Raw genomic sequence first — 14,873 nt, forward strand, 5'->3', positions numbered from 1 at the left:
CGCGATACCATGGCGCACCTCACGGCCGCCTTTGCGCCCGACCAGATGCTGGCGCTGGATTCCGAACTGTATTGAGGGCAACGGCGGGCAGGCCGACTTGCCACAGCAAGCCGGCCTGCCCGGGGGTCACACGCAGATCTGCTTGCGCACACCGCGTGGCAGGCGGCAACGGTCGGCCTGGCTGCTCAGGCGAGCCTGCCAGCTGGCCTTGACGCTGAACGCGGGCACCGGCGCCGGCGCGGCCTGTTGCTTGCGCTGCTTGCGCAGTTCGGCCAGCGAAGGGGTCTTGGCCTTGGCGGCCACGGCTGCGGAGTCGGGGGCTGCCAGCGAGCGCAGGCAGGACTTGCACGACACCTGATCCGCTGCCTGAGTGCTGTTGAGGGTCTGACTGGTACGCCCGCAGGCGGCATTGGCGCCGTTCGCCGAATAGTGTGTAACCAAACCGTACATCTCCAACCTGTTGATAACAAAGGCGCTATTTTCGCACAGCCGCGCCGCTGGGTGGGCACCGGCTTCAGTTCACCAAGGAGAAGGCACATGCAATACCGCGTGATTAAAGCGCACCGCAGCGAATTCCCTCAGCCCATCACCTTTGCCAAGGGGGCCGTGCTGGAGGTGGGGGAGGTGTACCAGGGCGATGAAGGATGGGACAACTGGTACTTCTGCACCACGCCCGGCCAGCAGGGTGGCTGGGTGCCGGCGCAGGTGATCGAAAGGCTGGGCGAGCAGGCAGGCCGCGCGCGCGAGGACTACACCGCCAGGGAGCTGGACGTGGACATTGGCGATGAGTTGCTCTGCGTGAGGTCGCTCAACGGCTGGTCCTGGTGCACAAGGTCGCGCGACGCGCAGGCCGGCTGGGTGCCTTCAAGCCATCTGCGCCACATCGAACAGGCGCCGGCGGCACCGACCCGCTGAAGGGCTGCACGCGGGTTCAACGGTGCGAGCGCTGATGCTCGCTGCACCTGTCGCGTATTGACGCCCGCCCGTGACGCCCACTAGGCTCGCTGCCGGTCCCTTTCATGGAGTGCTGCAATGGTTACCTGCTACCTGCGCTACATCGTCGATGCCTACAAGCTGCAAGAGTTCGAAGCCTACGGGCGCATGTGGATACCGCTGGTGGAGAAATTCGGCGGCCAGCACCATGGCTACTTCCTGCCCAGCGAAGGCGCCAACAACGTCGCCCTGGCGATGTTCTCGTTCCCGAGCCTGGCAGCGTACGAACGTTACCGCGAACAGTCGAAAACCGACGCCGAGTGCATCGCCGCGTTCAAGTACGCCGAAGACACCCGGTGCATCATCAGCTACGAGCGCAGTTTCTTCCGCCCTGTACTGGGCTGACCCCATCACGGCGCAAGCCCCCTCCAGTGGGAGCGGGCTTGACCCGCGATCGGGCCGCAGAGCGGCCCCAACTGCGGCCTACAGCTTCATCACCACCGACTTCAGCTCGGTGTAATGCTCGATGGCCGCCGCGCCCATCTCGCGCCCCACGCCCGACAGCTTGTAGCCGCCAAACGGCAGCGCCGGGTCCAGCGCACTGTGACAGTTGACCCACACCGAGCCCGACTTGATGCGCGGCACCATGCGGTGCACCTGCGCCAGGTCGTTGGACCAGATGCTCGCGCCCAGGCCATAGGCACTGTCGTTGGCCAGGCGAATCGCCTCGTCCATGTCGTCGAACGGAATCGCCACCAGCACCGGCCCGAAAATCTCCTCCTGCACCAGCGGGCACTGCTGGTCGACGTCGGCAATCACCGTCGGCTGCACGAAATACCCCGGTCCGTAATACTCGCCGCCACACGCCACCTTGGCGCCCAGCTCGCGGCCCATGTCGATGTAGCGGCCCACCCGTGCCTGCTGCTTGGCCGAGATCAACGGCCCCATGTCGATGCTCGGGTCCAGGCCATTGCCCAGCTTCATGCCGTTGGCGATGCCGGCAATATCGGCCACCACGCGGTCGAAATGCTTGCGGTGCACATACAGGCGCGACCCCGCGCAGCACACCTGCCCCTGGTTGAAGAAGATCGCGCTGGCGGCACCGGCAGCGGCCACCTCAAGGTCGGCGTCGGCCAGGATGATGGTCGGCGATTTGCCGCCCAGCTCCAGCGTCACCCGCGTCATCGAATCCATCGCCGCCTTGCCGATCAGCTTGCCCACCTCGGTCGAGCCGGTGAAGGTCACCTTGTCCAGCAGCGGGTGCGCCGATAGCGCCGCACCGGCCACCGCGCCCACGCCGGTGACCACGTTGAACACGCCCGCCGGGTAGCCGGCCTCCAGTACCAGTTCGGCCAGCTTGAGCGCGCTCAACGGGGTTTCGTCCGCCGGCTTGAGCACTACGCTGCACCCGGTGGCCAGCGCCGGGCCCAGCTTCCAGCAGGCCAGCAGCAGGGGGAAGTTCCACGCCACGATGGCACCCACCACACCCACCGCCTCGCGGCGCACATAGGCATGGAACTCGCCGTCGAACAGCGGCAGCGACGGGTCGACCGTGGTGCCTTCGATCTTGGTTGCCCAGCCGGCCATGTAGCGCAGCGAGTCGATGGCCATCTGCACGTCCATCACCCGCGCCACCTGCGCGCTCTTGCCGTTGTTCAGGCATTCGAGCTCGGCGAACACCTGGGCATCGCGCTCGATCAGGTCGGCCAGCTTCCACAGCAGGTTCTGGCGCTCGCGCGGGCGCATGCGGCTCCAGGGCGAGTCATCGAACGCCTGGCGCGCGGCACGTACCGCCTGGTCGACATCCTCGACCGTGGCGGCAGGCACCTGGGCCAGCGCCTGGCCGTTGGCCGGGTTGAGCAGTTGCAGCGTGGCGCCATCGCTGGCGCCGCGCCAGTCGGCACCGATCAGCATGCGGTGCTGCCGCTGTACGAACGCCTGGGTATCACTGTGAACCGGGAAGGCATGGGTCATGGGTGTGGCTCTCTTGTTATTGAAAGGAACCCGAGGCATTCAGCAACCCTTGTGCCAGCTTTTTTCTACTACCAAAGTACTTGTTTTTCAGGGGTTTGGAGGGCTTTCGCCGGTTCTGTGCGTATTAGGTCGAGACAAACGGTGAGACACATGAGACGCCCCTGAGAAACCCCGCAAAGCCTTGCAAACCGGGCCTGCAACGGGGCAGGTGGCAGCCGGGCACCTCACCGCAGGTTGACGCCCTCAAAGCGCAACCAATTGATATCAATGGATTAATTTCGTTGGCACGAAGCCTGCTACGGCCTGTGTGCCGCCCATTGGGTGGCTCATCCGACAAAAACAATAAACAGGTGACTCGATGAGCAAGACCGTACTGTCAAGCGTGCCGGCACACCGCCGTCGTACTGCATTGGGCTGGGCGCAGGCCTGGACGCTGGGCCTCGCCGGCTGCCTGGGCAGCCAGGCGCACGCCGTGGATGTGGACGCCGGGGACTACACCGCCTTGCCCGAAGGCACCAACCTGGGCATGGTCTACTACCAGCATGCCGAACGTCGCTCGCTGTACTCCGGTGGCCACAAGCAGCCGGTGCGTGCCGGGCTGAACTCCGACATCGGCATTCTCAGGGGCGTGCACTTCATGAAGCTGGGCGGGTTCACCATCGACCCGCAGTTCCTGCTGCCCTTCGGCCAGCTCGAAGGCAAGCGCGACACCTCGGGCCTGGGCAAGAGCGATGGCGGCATCGGCGACCTGATCCTGGCCTCCACCGTGTGGCTGGTGGAGCGTCCGGAAGAAAAGACCTATTTCGGCATCACCCCGTTCCTCTACGTGCCCACCGGCCGCTACGACCGCGACGACGCGCTCAACATCGGCGAGAACCGCTGGAAGTTCGCGCTGCAGGCCGGCTACATCCAGGGCCTGGGCGACAAGTGGTGGCTGGACCTGATCGGCGACGTCACCTGGTTCGGCAAGAACGACGACGCCACCTCCGCCGGTCTGACCCTGCGCCAGTCCGCGCTGTACCAGGGCCAGGCGTTCCTGCGCTACCAGCTCACCCCGAGCCTGGACCTGCGCGTGGGCTACTCCAGGTTGTGGGGCGGCGAAACCCGCCTGGACGGCGTCGACCAGCACGACAAACCCGACACCGCCAAGTTTCTGGTGGGCGCAGGCTGGTTCGTCACCCCCAAGACCCAGCTGCTGTTCAACTATGGCCGTGACCAGTCGGTGGAAAACGGTTTCAAGGAAGGCGACCGCTTCAACGTACGCCTGATGCAGGTGTTCTGACCCGCACCTGCAGCCATCACCGAGGACACCGAACATGAAAAAACCTTTGCGTACTTCATTGCTGATGCTGTGCCTGGCCACCCCGCTGGCAGCCCTTGCCGCCGGGGTGGACGAGGCCGCCATCCGCGCCACCGAACAGGCCGGCGGCGAGTGGCTCAGCCACGGCCGCACCTATGCCGAACAACGCTTCAGCCCGCTCAAACAGATCGACGCCAGCAACGTCAAGTCACTGGGCCTGGCCTGGTACATGGACCTGGACAACACCCGCGGCCTGGAGGCGACACCGCTGTTCCACGACGGGGTGATCTACACCTCGATGTCCTGGAGCCGGGTGATCGCGGTCGACGCCGCCAGCGGCAAGGAGCTGTGGCGCTACGACCCCGAGGTGGCCAAGGTCAAGGCCCGTACCTCGTGCTGCGACGCGGTCAACCGCGGCGTGGCACTGTGGGGCGACAAGGTCTACGTCGGCACCCTGGACGGGCGTCTGATCGCCCTCGACGCCAAGACCGGCAAGGCCATCTGGAGCCAGCAGACCACCGACCCGGCCAAGCCCTACAGCATCACCGGCGCGCCACGGGTGGTCAAAGGCAAGGTCATCATCGGCAACGGCGGCGCCGAATACGGCGTGCGCGGCTTCGTCTCGGCCTATGACGCCGACACCGGCAAACTGGCCTGGCGCTTCTACACTGTACCGGGCGACCCGGCGCTGCCCTACGAGCACCCCGAACTGCGCGAAGCGGCCAAGACCTGGCAGGGCGACCAGTACTGGAAGCTCGGCGGTGGCGGCACGGTGTGGGACAGCATGGCCTACGACCCCGAGCTGGACCTGCTCTACGTCGGCACCGGCAACGGCTCGCCGTGGAACCGCGAGGTGCGCAGCCCGGGCGGTGGCGACAACCTGTACCTGTCGTCGATCCTCGCCATCCGCCCCGACACCGGCAAGCTGGCCTGGCACTACCAGGTCACCCCGGGCGACAGCTGGGACTTCACCGCCACCCAGCAGATCACCCTGGCCGAGCTGAACATCGACGGCAAACCGCGCAAGGTCCTGATGCAGGCGCCTAAAAACGGCTTCTTCTACGTGCTCGACCGCACCAACGGCAAGCTGATCTCGGCCGAGAAGTTCGGCAAGGTCACCTGGGCCGAGAAGGTCGACCTCGCCACCGGCCGGCCGGTCGAGGCCCCTGGGGTGCGCTACGAAAAAGAGCCCATCGTGATGTGGCCCAGCCCCTTCGGCGCGCACAACTGGCATTCGATGTCGTTCAACCCCGGCACCGGCCTGGTGTACATCCCCTACCAGGAAGTACCCGGTGTGTACCGCAACGAAGGCAAGGACTTCGTCACCCGCAAGGCATTCAACACCGCCGCCGGCTTTGCCGACGCCACCGACGTGCCGGCCGCCGTGGTCAGCGGCGCCTTGCTGGCCTGGGACCCGGTCAAGCAGAAGGCCGCCTGGAAGGTGCCGTACCCCACGCACTGGAACGGCGGCACCCTGAGCACCGCCGGCAACCTGGTGTTCCAGGGCACTGCGGCGGGGCAGATGCATGCCTATTCCGCCGACAAGGGCGAGGCGCTGTGGCAGTTCGAGGCGCAAAGCGGCATCGTTGCCGCGCCCATGACCTTCGAACTGGCCGGGCGTCAGTACGTGGCGATCATGGCCGGCTGGGGCGGCGTGGCCACCCTGACCGGCGGCGAGTCGATGAACCTGCCGGGCATGAAGAACCGCAGCCGCCTGCTGGTGTTCGCCCTCGATGGCAAGGCGCAGTTGCCGCCACCGCCCCCGGCGCCCGCCAAGGTCGAGCGCGTGCCCCAGCCCGTCACCGCAGCACCCGAGCAGGTGCAGGCCGGCAAGCAGCTGTATGGCCAGTTCTGCAGCGTGTGCCACGGCATGGGCACCATCAGCGGCGGTTTGATCCCCGACCTGCGCCAGTCCAGCGACGCCACCCGCGAGCACTTCCAGCAGATCGTCCTGCAGGGCGCGCTCAAGCCACTGGGCATGCCGTCGTTCGACGACTCGCTCAAGCCCGAGGAGGTCGAGCAGATCAAGCTCTACGTGATGTCGCGCGAGTACGAGGACTACATGGCGCGCCACAAAGCCGCACCTTGAATCGCACCGGCGGCCTGTGTACGTCACAGGCCGCCGGTCGGGTGCGTGTTGGTGCTCCGGGTCGATCTGGTCTTTTCTGAAAGAAGTCACATCGCTGGCAGTCTTTGTGACCTCAACGGAAGAACCCGACTACCTCAGGAGCCACTGCCATGTCCGCCATCCCTTCGCGCAGCCCCCGCAGGACGCCACTTGCCCGCAACAAGGACGTGACCGCGCTGGTCCCGGACTTCCCGTTCCACTACGCCGACTACCTCGCCGCCGCCCGTGCCGCCGGCCAGCCGCTGTGCCGCGTGCCGCCCGAGTGCTGGGGCCGCAAGGTGCTGGTGGTCGGCGCCGGTATCGCCGGCCTGGTGGCGGCCTACGAACTGCTGAAGATGGGCCTGCACCCGGTGGTGCTGGAGGCCGGCGAGCGCATCGGCGGGCGGCTGTATTCCAGGGTCATGGGCGACCCCGGCGCCGAGGTGATCTGCGAGCTGGGCGCCATGCGCTTTCCGGTATCCGGCAAGGCGCTGTTCCACTACTTCGACAAGGTGGGCATGAGCGCGCAGTCGGCGGACTTTCCCAACCCCGGCACAGCGGCCGCAGTCAGCACCGTGGTCGACTACCAGGGCCGCGTGAAGTACTACGAGCACGACAGCCCGGTGTTCCCCGTGCCACCGGAGTACCTGCAGCTCGAAGAGCAGTTCTTCGACACCTTTCTGGCGGGCGCGCCGTTCCACTTCCATGAACTGGAAACCGCCATGACCGAAGGCAGCATCGACCAGAAAGCCATCAAGCGCCTGTGGAATGCCATCGTCCACTGCGGCGCCGGCCGCAGCTGGGACGACGTCAGCTTCTACCAGGCCCTGCTGCAGGAGTCGGGGTGGAGCCGCGAGCAGATCAACCTGTTCGGCCAGATCGGCTTCGGCACCGGTGGCTGGAACACCGACTACCCCAACAGCATCCTCGAAGTGCTGCGGGTGCTGTACACCGGGCTGGATGCCAGCCACCGGCTCATGTACCAGGGCGCCGAGGCACTGCCCAGGGCGCTGTGGACGCAATCGCCCACTGCGTTGGGCGACCCCTGCGCCAACGGCCAGGGCGACAGCAGCGTCGAGTCGATGACCCGCCAGGTATTCGCCGAGCCGTTCAACCAGGAAGTCCGGCATATCAGCCCGCTGGCGAACGGTGAGTTCTCGGTACTGGTCCACGACCTCAAGCGCGATACCAGCGCCTGGCTGACCATCGGCCACGTGGTCTACACCCCGCACCTGCGGGTGCTCGACAAACTGCGCGCCAGCGGCACCGTGCCGCAACTGAAGGCCATGGACGCGCTGCTGCCCAGCGCGACCTGGGAGGCCGTCAAATACACCCACTACATGCAGTCGGCAAAGATCTTCGCGGCCACCCGGCGGCCCTTCTGGCACGAACGACCGGGGCCGATGCAGGAACGCACGCTGAGCGTGACGCTGTCCGATGGCCTCACCCGTGGCACCTACCTGGTCGATTACGCGCAGGCGCCAAGCGGCTACCGCGGCAGCGGCATCTTCCTGTCGTACACCTGGAACGACGATGCGCTGAAGTTCCTGGGCGACCGCGCCAGGCCGGCGCCGCAGCATGCCCAGCTGTGCACCACGTTGCTGCAGGCCATCTACCCCAACGTGGACCTCGCCGCGCACTACAGTGCCAGCAACACCTTCGTCGAGTTCAACTGGGAGGACCAGCCGCACTACCTGGGCGCCTTCAAGATGAACCTGCCCGGGCAGTACGCCTACCAGCGCAGGCTCTTCGCGCAGTTCATGACCGGGGTGGGCAGCGCCACGCCCTACGGCTTCGTGCTGGCCGGCGACGACGTGTCCTGGACCGGTGGCTGGGCCGAGGGCGCGGTCACCAGCGCACTCAATGCGGTGAACAAGATTGCCGTGTGCCTGGGCGGCGCGAGCGACCCGAGCAACCCCGGCCCGGTGGAATCCTGGGCCGACCTGCAACCGGTCGAACTGCGCTGAAGCTATCCACAAAAAAAGTGGGTAGCTCTGTGGATAAAGCGCTACACGCTGCGTACCACAAGGGCTGCGTCAGTTTGATTACAAACTGAACAGCTTCCCTGGGTGTGCGTGGGGGGCTGTTGGCCACTGTGCCAAGTTCGTCATGCCCGTGGTCCGAATCGATCAAGCCCGGCCCCGGTCGATGGGGCACGATGGACGGTCTGTCCAAGGAGCTGACCATGATTCGACTGACCCTTACCCAAGCCCATGAACTGGCAGAGTCGATCCTGCTGCACAACGGTTTCAACGCGGCGCACGCCGCAGCCGTGACGGCCACGGTGGTCGCCGGGGAGCGCGATGGCTGCGCCTCCCATGGGCTGTACCGGGTGATCGGCTGTGTGAACTCGCTCAAGGCCGGCAAGGTGTCGGCGGCGGCCGAGCCGCAGGTGATCGACCAGGCGCCCTCGATCGTGCGTGTGGATGCTGCTGGCGGCTTCTCGCAGCTGGCGTTCCAGGCCGGCTTGCCGATGCTGCAGGCCAAGGCCCGCAGCAACGGCATCGCGGCCCTGGCCATCAACCACTGCGTGCACTTTTCGGCGTTGTGGGTCGAGATCGAACAACTGACCGAGGCCGGCCTGGTGGCGCTGGCGTGCAACCCCAGCCATGCCTGGGTGGCGCCGGCCGGGGGCAGCCAGCCGGTGTTCGGCACCAACCCCATCGCGTTCGGCTGGCCGCGTGCGGGCGCCAACCCGTTCGTGTTCGACTTTGCCACCAGCGCGATTGCGCGCGGCGACATCGAGCTGCATCGGCGCGCCGGCAAGGCCATCCCCGAAGGCTGGGGCGTGGATGCCCAGGGGCAGCCGAGCACCGACCCGAACGTGGTGCTCGACAGTGGCGCGATGCTCACCTTTGGTGGGCACAAGGGTTCGGCGCTGGCGGCGATGGTCGAGCTGATTGCCGGGCCGCTGATCGGCGACCTGACCAGTGCCGAGTCGCTGGCCTATGACGCGGGCAGCAAGTCCTCGCCGTACCATGGCGAGCTGATCCTCGCGCTGGATCCGCAGCGGTTTCTGGGGGCGGGCGCCGAGGCGCACCTGGCGCGGGCGGAGGCGGTGTTTGCGGGCATCGAGGGGCAGGGTGCGCGGCTGCCGTCACAGCGCCGCTTCGAGGCGCGCAAGCGCAGCCTGGAGGAAGGCGTGCAGATCCCCGAGGCGCTGTACAACGACCTCAAGGCATTGCTGAACTGAAACCCCATCGCGGGCCAAGCCCGCTCCCGCAGGGGCTCCACTGACCATGAACACAGTGGTGTACCTGTGGGAGCGGGCTTGACCCGCGATGGGCTGCAAAGCAGCCCCAAATCAGTCAGAGCGGTTCGCGACTGCTACAACCCTCCACCAACCGCACAATCCCCAACGGGTTGCCATCCTGCAACGCCGCCGGCAGCAGATCATCCGGGCAGTTCTGGTAACACACCGGCCGCAGGAACCGATCGATCGCCAGGCTCCCCACCGACGTCCCCCGCGCATCCGAGGTGGCCGGGTAGGGCCCGCCATGCACCATCGCATCGCACACTTCAACACCGGTCGGGTAGCCGTTGAACAGCACCCGCCCAACCTTCTGCTCCAGCAGCGGCAGCACCTGGGCAAACTGCGCCAGGTCGTCGGCTTCTGCAATCAGGGTGGCGGTCAACTGCCCATGCAGGCTCGCCAGCGCGCTGTGCAACTGATCCGCATCGGCCACTTCCACCACCACCGTGGTCGGCCCGAACACCTCCTCCTGCAACAGCGCATCACCGTCGAGCAGCAAGCTCACATCTGCCTTGAACAGCTGCGGCTGCGCCTGGTTGCCCTGTTGTTCACGGCCCGCCAGGTGGCTCACCCCAGGGTGCGCCTGCAACGCCTGTACGCCCCTGGCATAACTGCGCAGGGTGCCGGCATTGAGCATGGTCTGCGCCGGCTGCTCGCCCAGCGTCGCCGCCAATTGCGCAACAAACGCCGAAAACTGCGGCGAGCGCAGCCCGATCACCAGCCCGGGGTTGGTACAGAACTGCCCGCAGCCCATCACCACCGACGCCGCCAGCTCTGTGGCGATTTTCTCGCTGCGCACCTGCAGCGCCTGCGGCAGCACCAGCACCGGGTTGATGCTGCTCATTTCGGCAAACACCGGGATCGGCTGCGCCCGCGCCGCCGCCATGTCGCACAGCGCGCGCCCGCCCTTGAGCGAGCCGGTAAAGCCCACGGCCTGGATCGCCGGGTGCTTGACCAGCGCCTCGCCCACCCCGGCGCCGTAGATCATGTTGAACACGCCCTCGGGCATGCCGGTGCGCTCGGCGGCGCGAATGATCGCGTTGGCCACGTGCTCGGCCGTGGCCATGTGCCCGCTGTGGGCCTTGAACACCACCGGGCAGCCGGCCGCCAGCGCCGCTGCGGTATCGCCCCCGGCGGTGGAGAACGCCAGCGGAAAGTTGCTGGCGCCGAACACCGCCACCGGCCCCACGCCGATACGGTACTGGCGCAGATCCACCCGTGGCAGCGGCTGGCGCTCGGGCAATGCGCGGTCGATGCGTGCACCGTAGAAGTCGCCCCGGCGCAGCACCTGGGCAAACAGGCGCATCTGCCCGCTGGTGCGGCCGCGCTCGCCCTTGATCCGTGCCGTGGGCAAGGCCGTTTCGCGGGTTACCAGCGCGACGAAGTCATCGTCCAGCGCGTCCAGCTGCTCGGCTATGGCCTCCAGAAACTCCGCCCGGCGCCCGGCCGGCAGGTTGCGAAACGTCGGGTAGGCCGCCGCTGCGGCGCGGGCGGCAGCGTCCACTTCCTCGGCGGTGGCCTGGGTGAAACGGTACGGCAGGGCGTCGCCGGTGGTGGCGTCATGGCTGTGCAGGGTGATGCTGCCGGCGGCGCTGCGCGCACCGCCGATGTAGTTGTGGCCGATGATCTCGGTCATGCAGACCTCCTGTTGAAAGGGTTGGGCTCAGGCCAGCGAGTTGCCGCGAGCGCTGGCGGTGTCGGTGCTGGCGGCAACCCGCTCGGCCGACTCGGCGTCGACCAGGTGCAGCGACTTGCCACGGGTTTCACGGGTCAGGCCGACGGCGACGATGGAAATCGCCGCGGCGCCCACCAGGTACCAGGCAATCGGCGTCGAGCTGTTGTACTTGTTGAGCAGGGTGATGGCGATCAGCGGTGCCAGGGAGCCGGCGAAAATCGGCGCCACCTGATAGCACAGCGACAAGGCGGTGTAGCGCACATGGGTGGGGAACATCTCGGCCATCAGCGCCGAGTAGGGCGCATAGGTCATCGACTCGATGGCCAGGCCCAGGGTGATCGCCGCCATGATCAGCCAGTTGTTGCCGGTGTCCATCATCGGGAAGCCGACGAAGCCCCAGAACGCGGTCAGCACCGCACCGGTCAGGTACACCGGCTTGCGCCCCACCAGGTCGGACAGGTAGCCCATCAGCGGGATCAGGAAGAAGTGCAGCAGGTGCGCGCCGAACATCAGCAGCAGAATCTGCGAGGTGTCCTTGTGCACCACCAGCTTGAGGTAGGTGATCGAGAAGGTCACCACGGTGTAGTACAGGATGTTCTCGGCAAACCGCGCACCGATGCCCACCAGTACCGAACGCCAGTGATGGCGCAGCACTTCCACCACACCCAGTTGCTGCACCTTGTGCTGCGCCTGGCGGGCCTGGGCCTGCTTGAAGATCGGGGCATCATCCACGCTGGTGCGGATCCAGTAGCCGATCAGTACCACCAGTGCCGACAGCCAGAACGCCACGCGCCAGCCCCAGGCCAGGAACTGCTCCTCGCTCAGGGTGCTCGACAGCGCCAGCAGCGCCACCGTGGCCAGCAGGTTGCCCGCCGGTACGCCGGCCTGCGGCCAGCTGGCCCAGAAGCCGCGTCGGTTGTCCGGGCAGTGCTCGGACACCAGCAGAATCGCGCCGCCCCATTCGCCGCCAAAGGCGAACCCCTGGATCAGGCGCAGCAGCACCAGCAGGATGGGCGCGGCGTAGCCGATGCTGTCGAAACCGGGCAGGCAGCCCATCAGAAAGGTGGTGATGCCGACCACCACCAGGCTCAGTTGCAACAGGCGCTTGCGCCCGAACTTGTCGCCATAGTGGCCGAACACCAGGCCGCCCAGCGGGCGGGCCAGAAAACCTACGGCGTAAAGGGCGAAGGCGGCGATGATGCCGTCGATGGGGCTGTCGGTCTGGCGAAAGAACAACTGGCCGAACACCAGTGCCGAGGCCGTACCGTAGAGAAAGAATTCATACCATTCGGCGACGGTACCGGCCATGGCGGCCGCTACCACACGCTTGAGGCCCGCCGGGGCGGTGGTTGCGCGGGGAGAGGGGTGTGCAGTGCTCATGCTGGCGTTTCCTGTGCAGGCGCAAGACAGAAAAACAGGCGCGCCGGGTGGGCCCCGCAGAGAGGCCCGCCCGGCACTCACTCAGAGGCCGACATCCGGCAGTTCGGGGCGGTTGGCCAGGGCCTTGGCCATGATCTGCTCGACGAACTCGCGGTCGTCCTTTGGCAGGGCCAGGCGCGGTGGACGGGTCAGCGCGCTGCCGCGACCGGCAATGGCTTCACACAGCTTGATGCACTGCACCAGGTCGGCGCGGGCATCCAGGTGCAGGATCGGCATCAGCCACTCGTAGATCGGCATGGCCTCGGCAAAGCGTCCGGCCTTGGCCAGGCGGAAGATCGTCTCGCCCTCCTTGGGGAACACGTTGGACATGCCCGACACCCAGCCCTCGGCGCCCACCGCGATGCTTTCGAGCACCACGTCGTCGAGGCCGGCGAACAGCACGAAGCGGTCACCCACCTCGTTGCGCACGTCGATGAAGCGGCGGGTGTCGCCGGAGGAATCCTTGAAGCACACCACGTTGTCGCAGTCGGCCAGGGAAATCAGGATGTCCGGGGTCACGTCGTTTTTGTAGATCGGCGGGTTGTTGTAGACCATCAGCGGCACGTCGGCATGCTTGGCCACGTAACGGTAGTGCTCGGCGGTCTCGAACGGCTTGGAGCCGTACACCAGCGCCGGCATCAGCATCACCCCGTCCACGCCCACCTTGCGCACCGCGTTGGCCACCTTGGCGGCCTGCACGCTGGTGAACTCGGCCACGCCGCAGATCACCGGCACACGCCCACGCGAGGCATCCACCGCCACTTCGGTCACGGCAATCTTTTCTTCGGTCGTCAGCGAGGTGTTCTCGCCCACCGAGCCGCACACCACCAGGCCCGACACGCCGTCGCGGATCACGTTGGAAATCACCTGGTGGGTTTTTTCCAGGTTGATGGAGAAGTCGTCGTTGAATTGGGTGGTGACCGCAGGGAACACGCCACTCCAGTTGATGCGCTTGCTCATTGGTTGTCTCCGGTGGTTGTTAGTATTTCGTATACGATATTTTATGTGTGTGGAGCAGACCAGCGTTATTTCGGGGTTTTTGCTGGTCTTTTTGCTTAGGGTTTGTGAATCAAGGGCTTAGCGATCAGGCGCCGGGCCAGGTGTCCGACAGTCGGTAGCCTTGTGGCCACGGGTCGGCGGGGTCGAGCAGCAACTGATGGGTACCGGTGATCCAGGCACGCCCCGAAATGCACGGGTAGATGGCGGCGCGCCCGGCCACTTCGGTCAGCGAATCGATGCGACAGTGGAACTCCGAGCCCAGGATCGAGCGGCCGATGAAGCGTTCGCCCACCTGCATCAGGCCCTTGGCCTGCAACACTGCCATGCGCGCCGAACAGCCGGTGCCGGTGGGGGAGCGGTCGATCTTGCCGGGCTGGATCACCACCGCGTTGGCACCGGTGGCCACGCCATTCTCCATCACGATGGGCGCGGCGATCTGGCAGAACGAGATATGCGACCAGCCGGGGTTGAGCGGGTGCACAAAACCCAGTTGTTCGTTGGCGGCGCGGGTGATCTTCAGGCCCACCTCCACCAGGTCGGCGGCCTCGTCGGGGCGAATGGCAAAGCCCAGGCGCTGGGCATCGACAATCGCGAAACTGTCGCCGCCATAGGCGGTGTCGACCTGCAGCGAGCCCACGCCCTCGACCTCGATCCAGGCGTCCAGGCGGTCGGCGAAGGAGGGCACGTTCCTGACCTCCACGCGCTGCACCTTGCCGTCCCGGCATTCGGCCACGGCCTCGATCAGGCCGCCGGGGGCTTCGAGCACCAGGCGGGTCTGCGGCTCGGTCATCGGCAGGATGCCGCTGTCGAGCAACACCGTGGCCACGCACAGCGAGTTGGAGCCGGACATCGGCGGGGTGTCGGCCGGCTCCATGATGATCCAGCCCATCTGCGCGGCCGGGTTCTTGGGCGGCACCAGCAGGTTGACGTGGCGGAACACGCCGCCACGCGGTTCGTTGAGCACGAAATTGCGCAGGGTGTCGTCCTGCGCGATCCAGCGCGACTGTTCCCACAGGGTGTCGCCCGGTGGCGGCGCGACGCCACCGACAATCACATCGCCGACCTCGCCTTCGGCGTGGCAGCTGACTACATGAATCACCTTTGATGAACGCATTGCCTGGCTCCTGATTGATTGGGGCTGCTGCGCAGCCCATCGCGGGTCAAGCCCGCTCCCACAGGGTATGGGCTGATCTGTGTGGGAGCGGGCTTGACC

Annotated in this window: 12 protein-coding genes; 6 read left to right on the plus strand and 6 right to left on the minus strand. The window is 66.4% G+C overall.

Annotated elements, in window-relative coordinates:
* Positions 1 to 126: 126 nt before the first annotated feature.
* Complete coding sequence (locus tag QMX96_RS25340; protein WP_282362650.1) at positions 127 to 441, minus strand: hypothetical protein; 315 nt, start codon at positions 439 to 441, stop codon at positions 127 to 129.
* A 96-nt stretch (positions 442 to 537) separates the two neighbouring features.
* Here QMX96_RS25340 and QMX96_RS25345 point away from each other — a divergent pair, with 96 nt between their 5' ends.
* Together QMX96_RS25345 and QMX96_RS25350 are read left to right on the plus strand one after the other, a co-directional pair.
* Entirely contained in the window at positions 538 to 915 is a 378-nt protein-coding gene (locus tag QMX96_RS25345) for an SH3 domain-containing protein (RefSeq protein WP_058541187.1), read from the plus strand.
* A gap of 117 nt (positions 916 to 1,032) precedes the next feature.
* Positions 1,033 to 1,338, plus strand: a complete 306-nt coding sequence (locus QMX96_RS25350) for an NIPSNAP family protein (RefSeq protein ID WP_043861047.1) — start codon at positions 1,033 to 1,035, stop codon at positions 1,336 to 1,338.
* A gap of 78 nt (positions 1,339 to 1,416) precedes the next feature.
* On the opposite strand, the gene QMX96_RS25355 is transcribed toward QMX96_RS25350, so the two are convergent.
* Positions 1,417 to 2,907 (minus strand): aldehyde dehydrogenase family protein, encoded by a 1,491-nt coding sequence (locus QMX96_RS25355; protein WP_043861048.1) that lies wholly within the window; start codon positions 2,905 to 2,907, stop codon positions 1,417 to 1,419.
* 358 nt (positions 2,908 to 3,265) lie between these two features.
* On the opposite strand from QMX96_RS25355, the gene QMX96_RS25360 reads away from it, so the two are divergent.
* From QMX96_RS25360 to QMX96_RS25375, 4 genes are all read left to right on the plus strand, one after another.
* On the plus strand, positions 3,266 to 4,189 hold the full coding sequence (locus QMX96_RS25360; protein ID WP_052504233.1) for a transporter: 924 nt from the start codon (positions 3,266 to 3,268) through the stop codon (positions 4,187 to 4,189).
* 34 nt (positions 4,190 to 4,223) lie between these two features.
* On the plus strand, positions 4,224 to 6,296 hold the full coding sequence (locus tag QMX96_RS25365; protein WP_282362651.1) for a PQQ-dependent dehydrogenase, methanol/ethanol family: 2,073 nt from the start codon (positions 4,224 to 4,226) through the stop codon (positions 6,294 to 6,296).
* Between the two features lie 149 nt (positions 6,297 to 6,445).
* Positions 6,446 to 8,281 carry an NAD(P)/FAD-dependent oxidoreductase gene (locus QMX96_RS25370; RefSeq protein WP_282362652.1) on the plus strand — a complete coding sequence of 612 codons (1,836 nt, stop codon included), beginning with the start codon at positions 6,446 to 6,448 and terminating at the stop codon, positions 8,279 to 8,281.
* 218 nt (positions 8,282 to 8,499) lie between these two features.
* A complete protein-coding gene (locus tag QMX96_RS25375) occupies positions 8,500 to 9,507 on the plus strand; it encodes an Ldh family oxidoreductase (RefSeq protein WP_054916121.1) in 1,008 nt (335 codons plus the stop codon).
* A 115-nt stretch (positions 9,508 to 9,622) separates the two neighbouring features.
* Here QMX96_RS25375 and QMX96_RS25380 read toward each other — a convergent pair whose 3' ends face one another.
* The 4 genes from QMX96_RS25380 to QMX96_RS25395 form a co-directional block, all read right to left on the minus strand.
* Positions 9,623 to 11,203: an aldehyde dehydrogenase (NADP(+)) gene (locus QMX96_RS25380; protein ID WP_282362653.1), complete on the minus strand. Its 1,581-nt coding sequence runs from the start codon at positions 11,201 to 11,203 to the stop codon at positions 9,623 to 9,625.
* Positions 11,204 to 11,230: 27 nt separating this feature from the next.
* Entirely contained in the window at positions 11,231 to 12,622 is a 1,392-nt protein-coding gene (abaF, locus tag QMX96_RS25385) for a fosfomycin efflux MFS transporter AbaF (protein WP_054916119.1), read from the minus strand.
* 81 nt (positions 12,623 to 12,703) lie between these two features.
* On the minus strand, positions 12,704 to 13,621 hold the full coding sequence (locus tag QMX96_RS25390) for a dihydrodipicolinate synthase family protein (RefSeq protein ID WP_282362654.1): 918 nt from the start codon (positions 13,619 to 13,621) through the stop codon (positions 12,704 to 12,706).
* A gap of 124 nt (positions 13,622 to 13,745) precedes the next feature.
* A complete protein-coding gene (locus QMX96_RS25395; RefSeq protein WP_054916117.1) occupies positions 13,746 to 14,774 on the minus strand; it encodes a proline racemase family protein in 1,029 nt (342 codons plus the stop codon).
* Positions 14,775 to 14,873 lie beyond the last annotated feature (99 nt).

Origin of the sequence: Pseudomonas sp. PS01300, assembly GCF_029960155.1 — a bacterium.
In the GTDB taxonomy this organism is placed as follows: Bacteria; Pseudomonadota; Gammaproteobacteria; order Pseudomonadales; family Pseudomonadaceae; genus Aquipseudomonas; species Aquipseudomonas palmensis.

Bases quoted from the DNA above. Each gene is read 5' to 3' on its own strand.
- QMX96_RS25345 (WP_058541187.1), top strand. From the start codon at position 538: ATGCAATACCGCGTGATTAAAGCGCACCGCAGCGAATTCCCTCAGCCC.
- QMX96_RS25350 (WP_043861047.1), top strand. From the start codon at position 1,033: ATGGTTACCTGCTACCTGCGCTACATCGTCGATGCCTACAAGCTGCAA.
- QMX96_RS25355 (WP_043861048.1), bottom strand. From the start codon at position 2,907: ATGACCCATGCCTTCCCGGTTCACAGTGATACCCAGGCGTTCGTACAG.
- QMX96_RS25360 (WP_052504233.1), top strand. From the start codon at position 3,266: ATGAGCAAGACCGTACTGTCAAGCGTGCCGGCACACCGCCGTCGTACT.
- QMX96_RS25365 (WP_282362651.1), top strand. From the start codon at position 4,224: ATGAAAAAACCTTTGCGTACTTCATTGCTGATGCTGTGCCTGGCCACC.
- QMX96_RS25370 (WP_282362652.1), top strand. From the start codon at position 6,446: ATGTCCGCCATCCCTTCGCGCAGCCCCCGCAGGACGCCACTTGCCCGC.
- QMX96_RS25375 (WP_054916121.1), top strand. From the start codon at position 8,500: ATGATTCGACTGACCCTTACCCAAGCCCATGAACTGGCAGAGTCGATC.
- QMX96_RS25380 (WP_282362653.1), bottom strand. From the start codon at position 11,203: ATGACCGAGATCATCGGCCACAACTACATCGGCGGTGCGCGCAGCGCC.
- abaF (WP_054916119.1), bottom strand. From the start codon at position 12,622: ATGAGCACTGCACACCCCTCTCCCCGCGCAACCACCGCCCCGGCGGGC.
- QMX96_RS25390 (WP_282362654.1), bottom strand. From the start codon at position 13,621: ATGAGCAAGCGCATCAACTGGAGTGGCGTGTTCCCTGCGGTCACCACC.
- QMX96_RS25395 (WP_054916117.1), bottom strand. From the start codon at position 14,774: ATGCGTTCATCAAAGGTGATTCATGTAGTCAGCTGCCACGCCGAAGGC.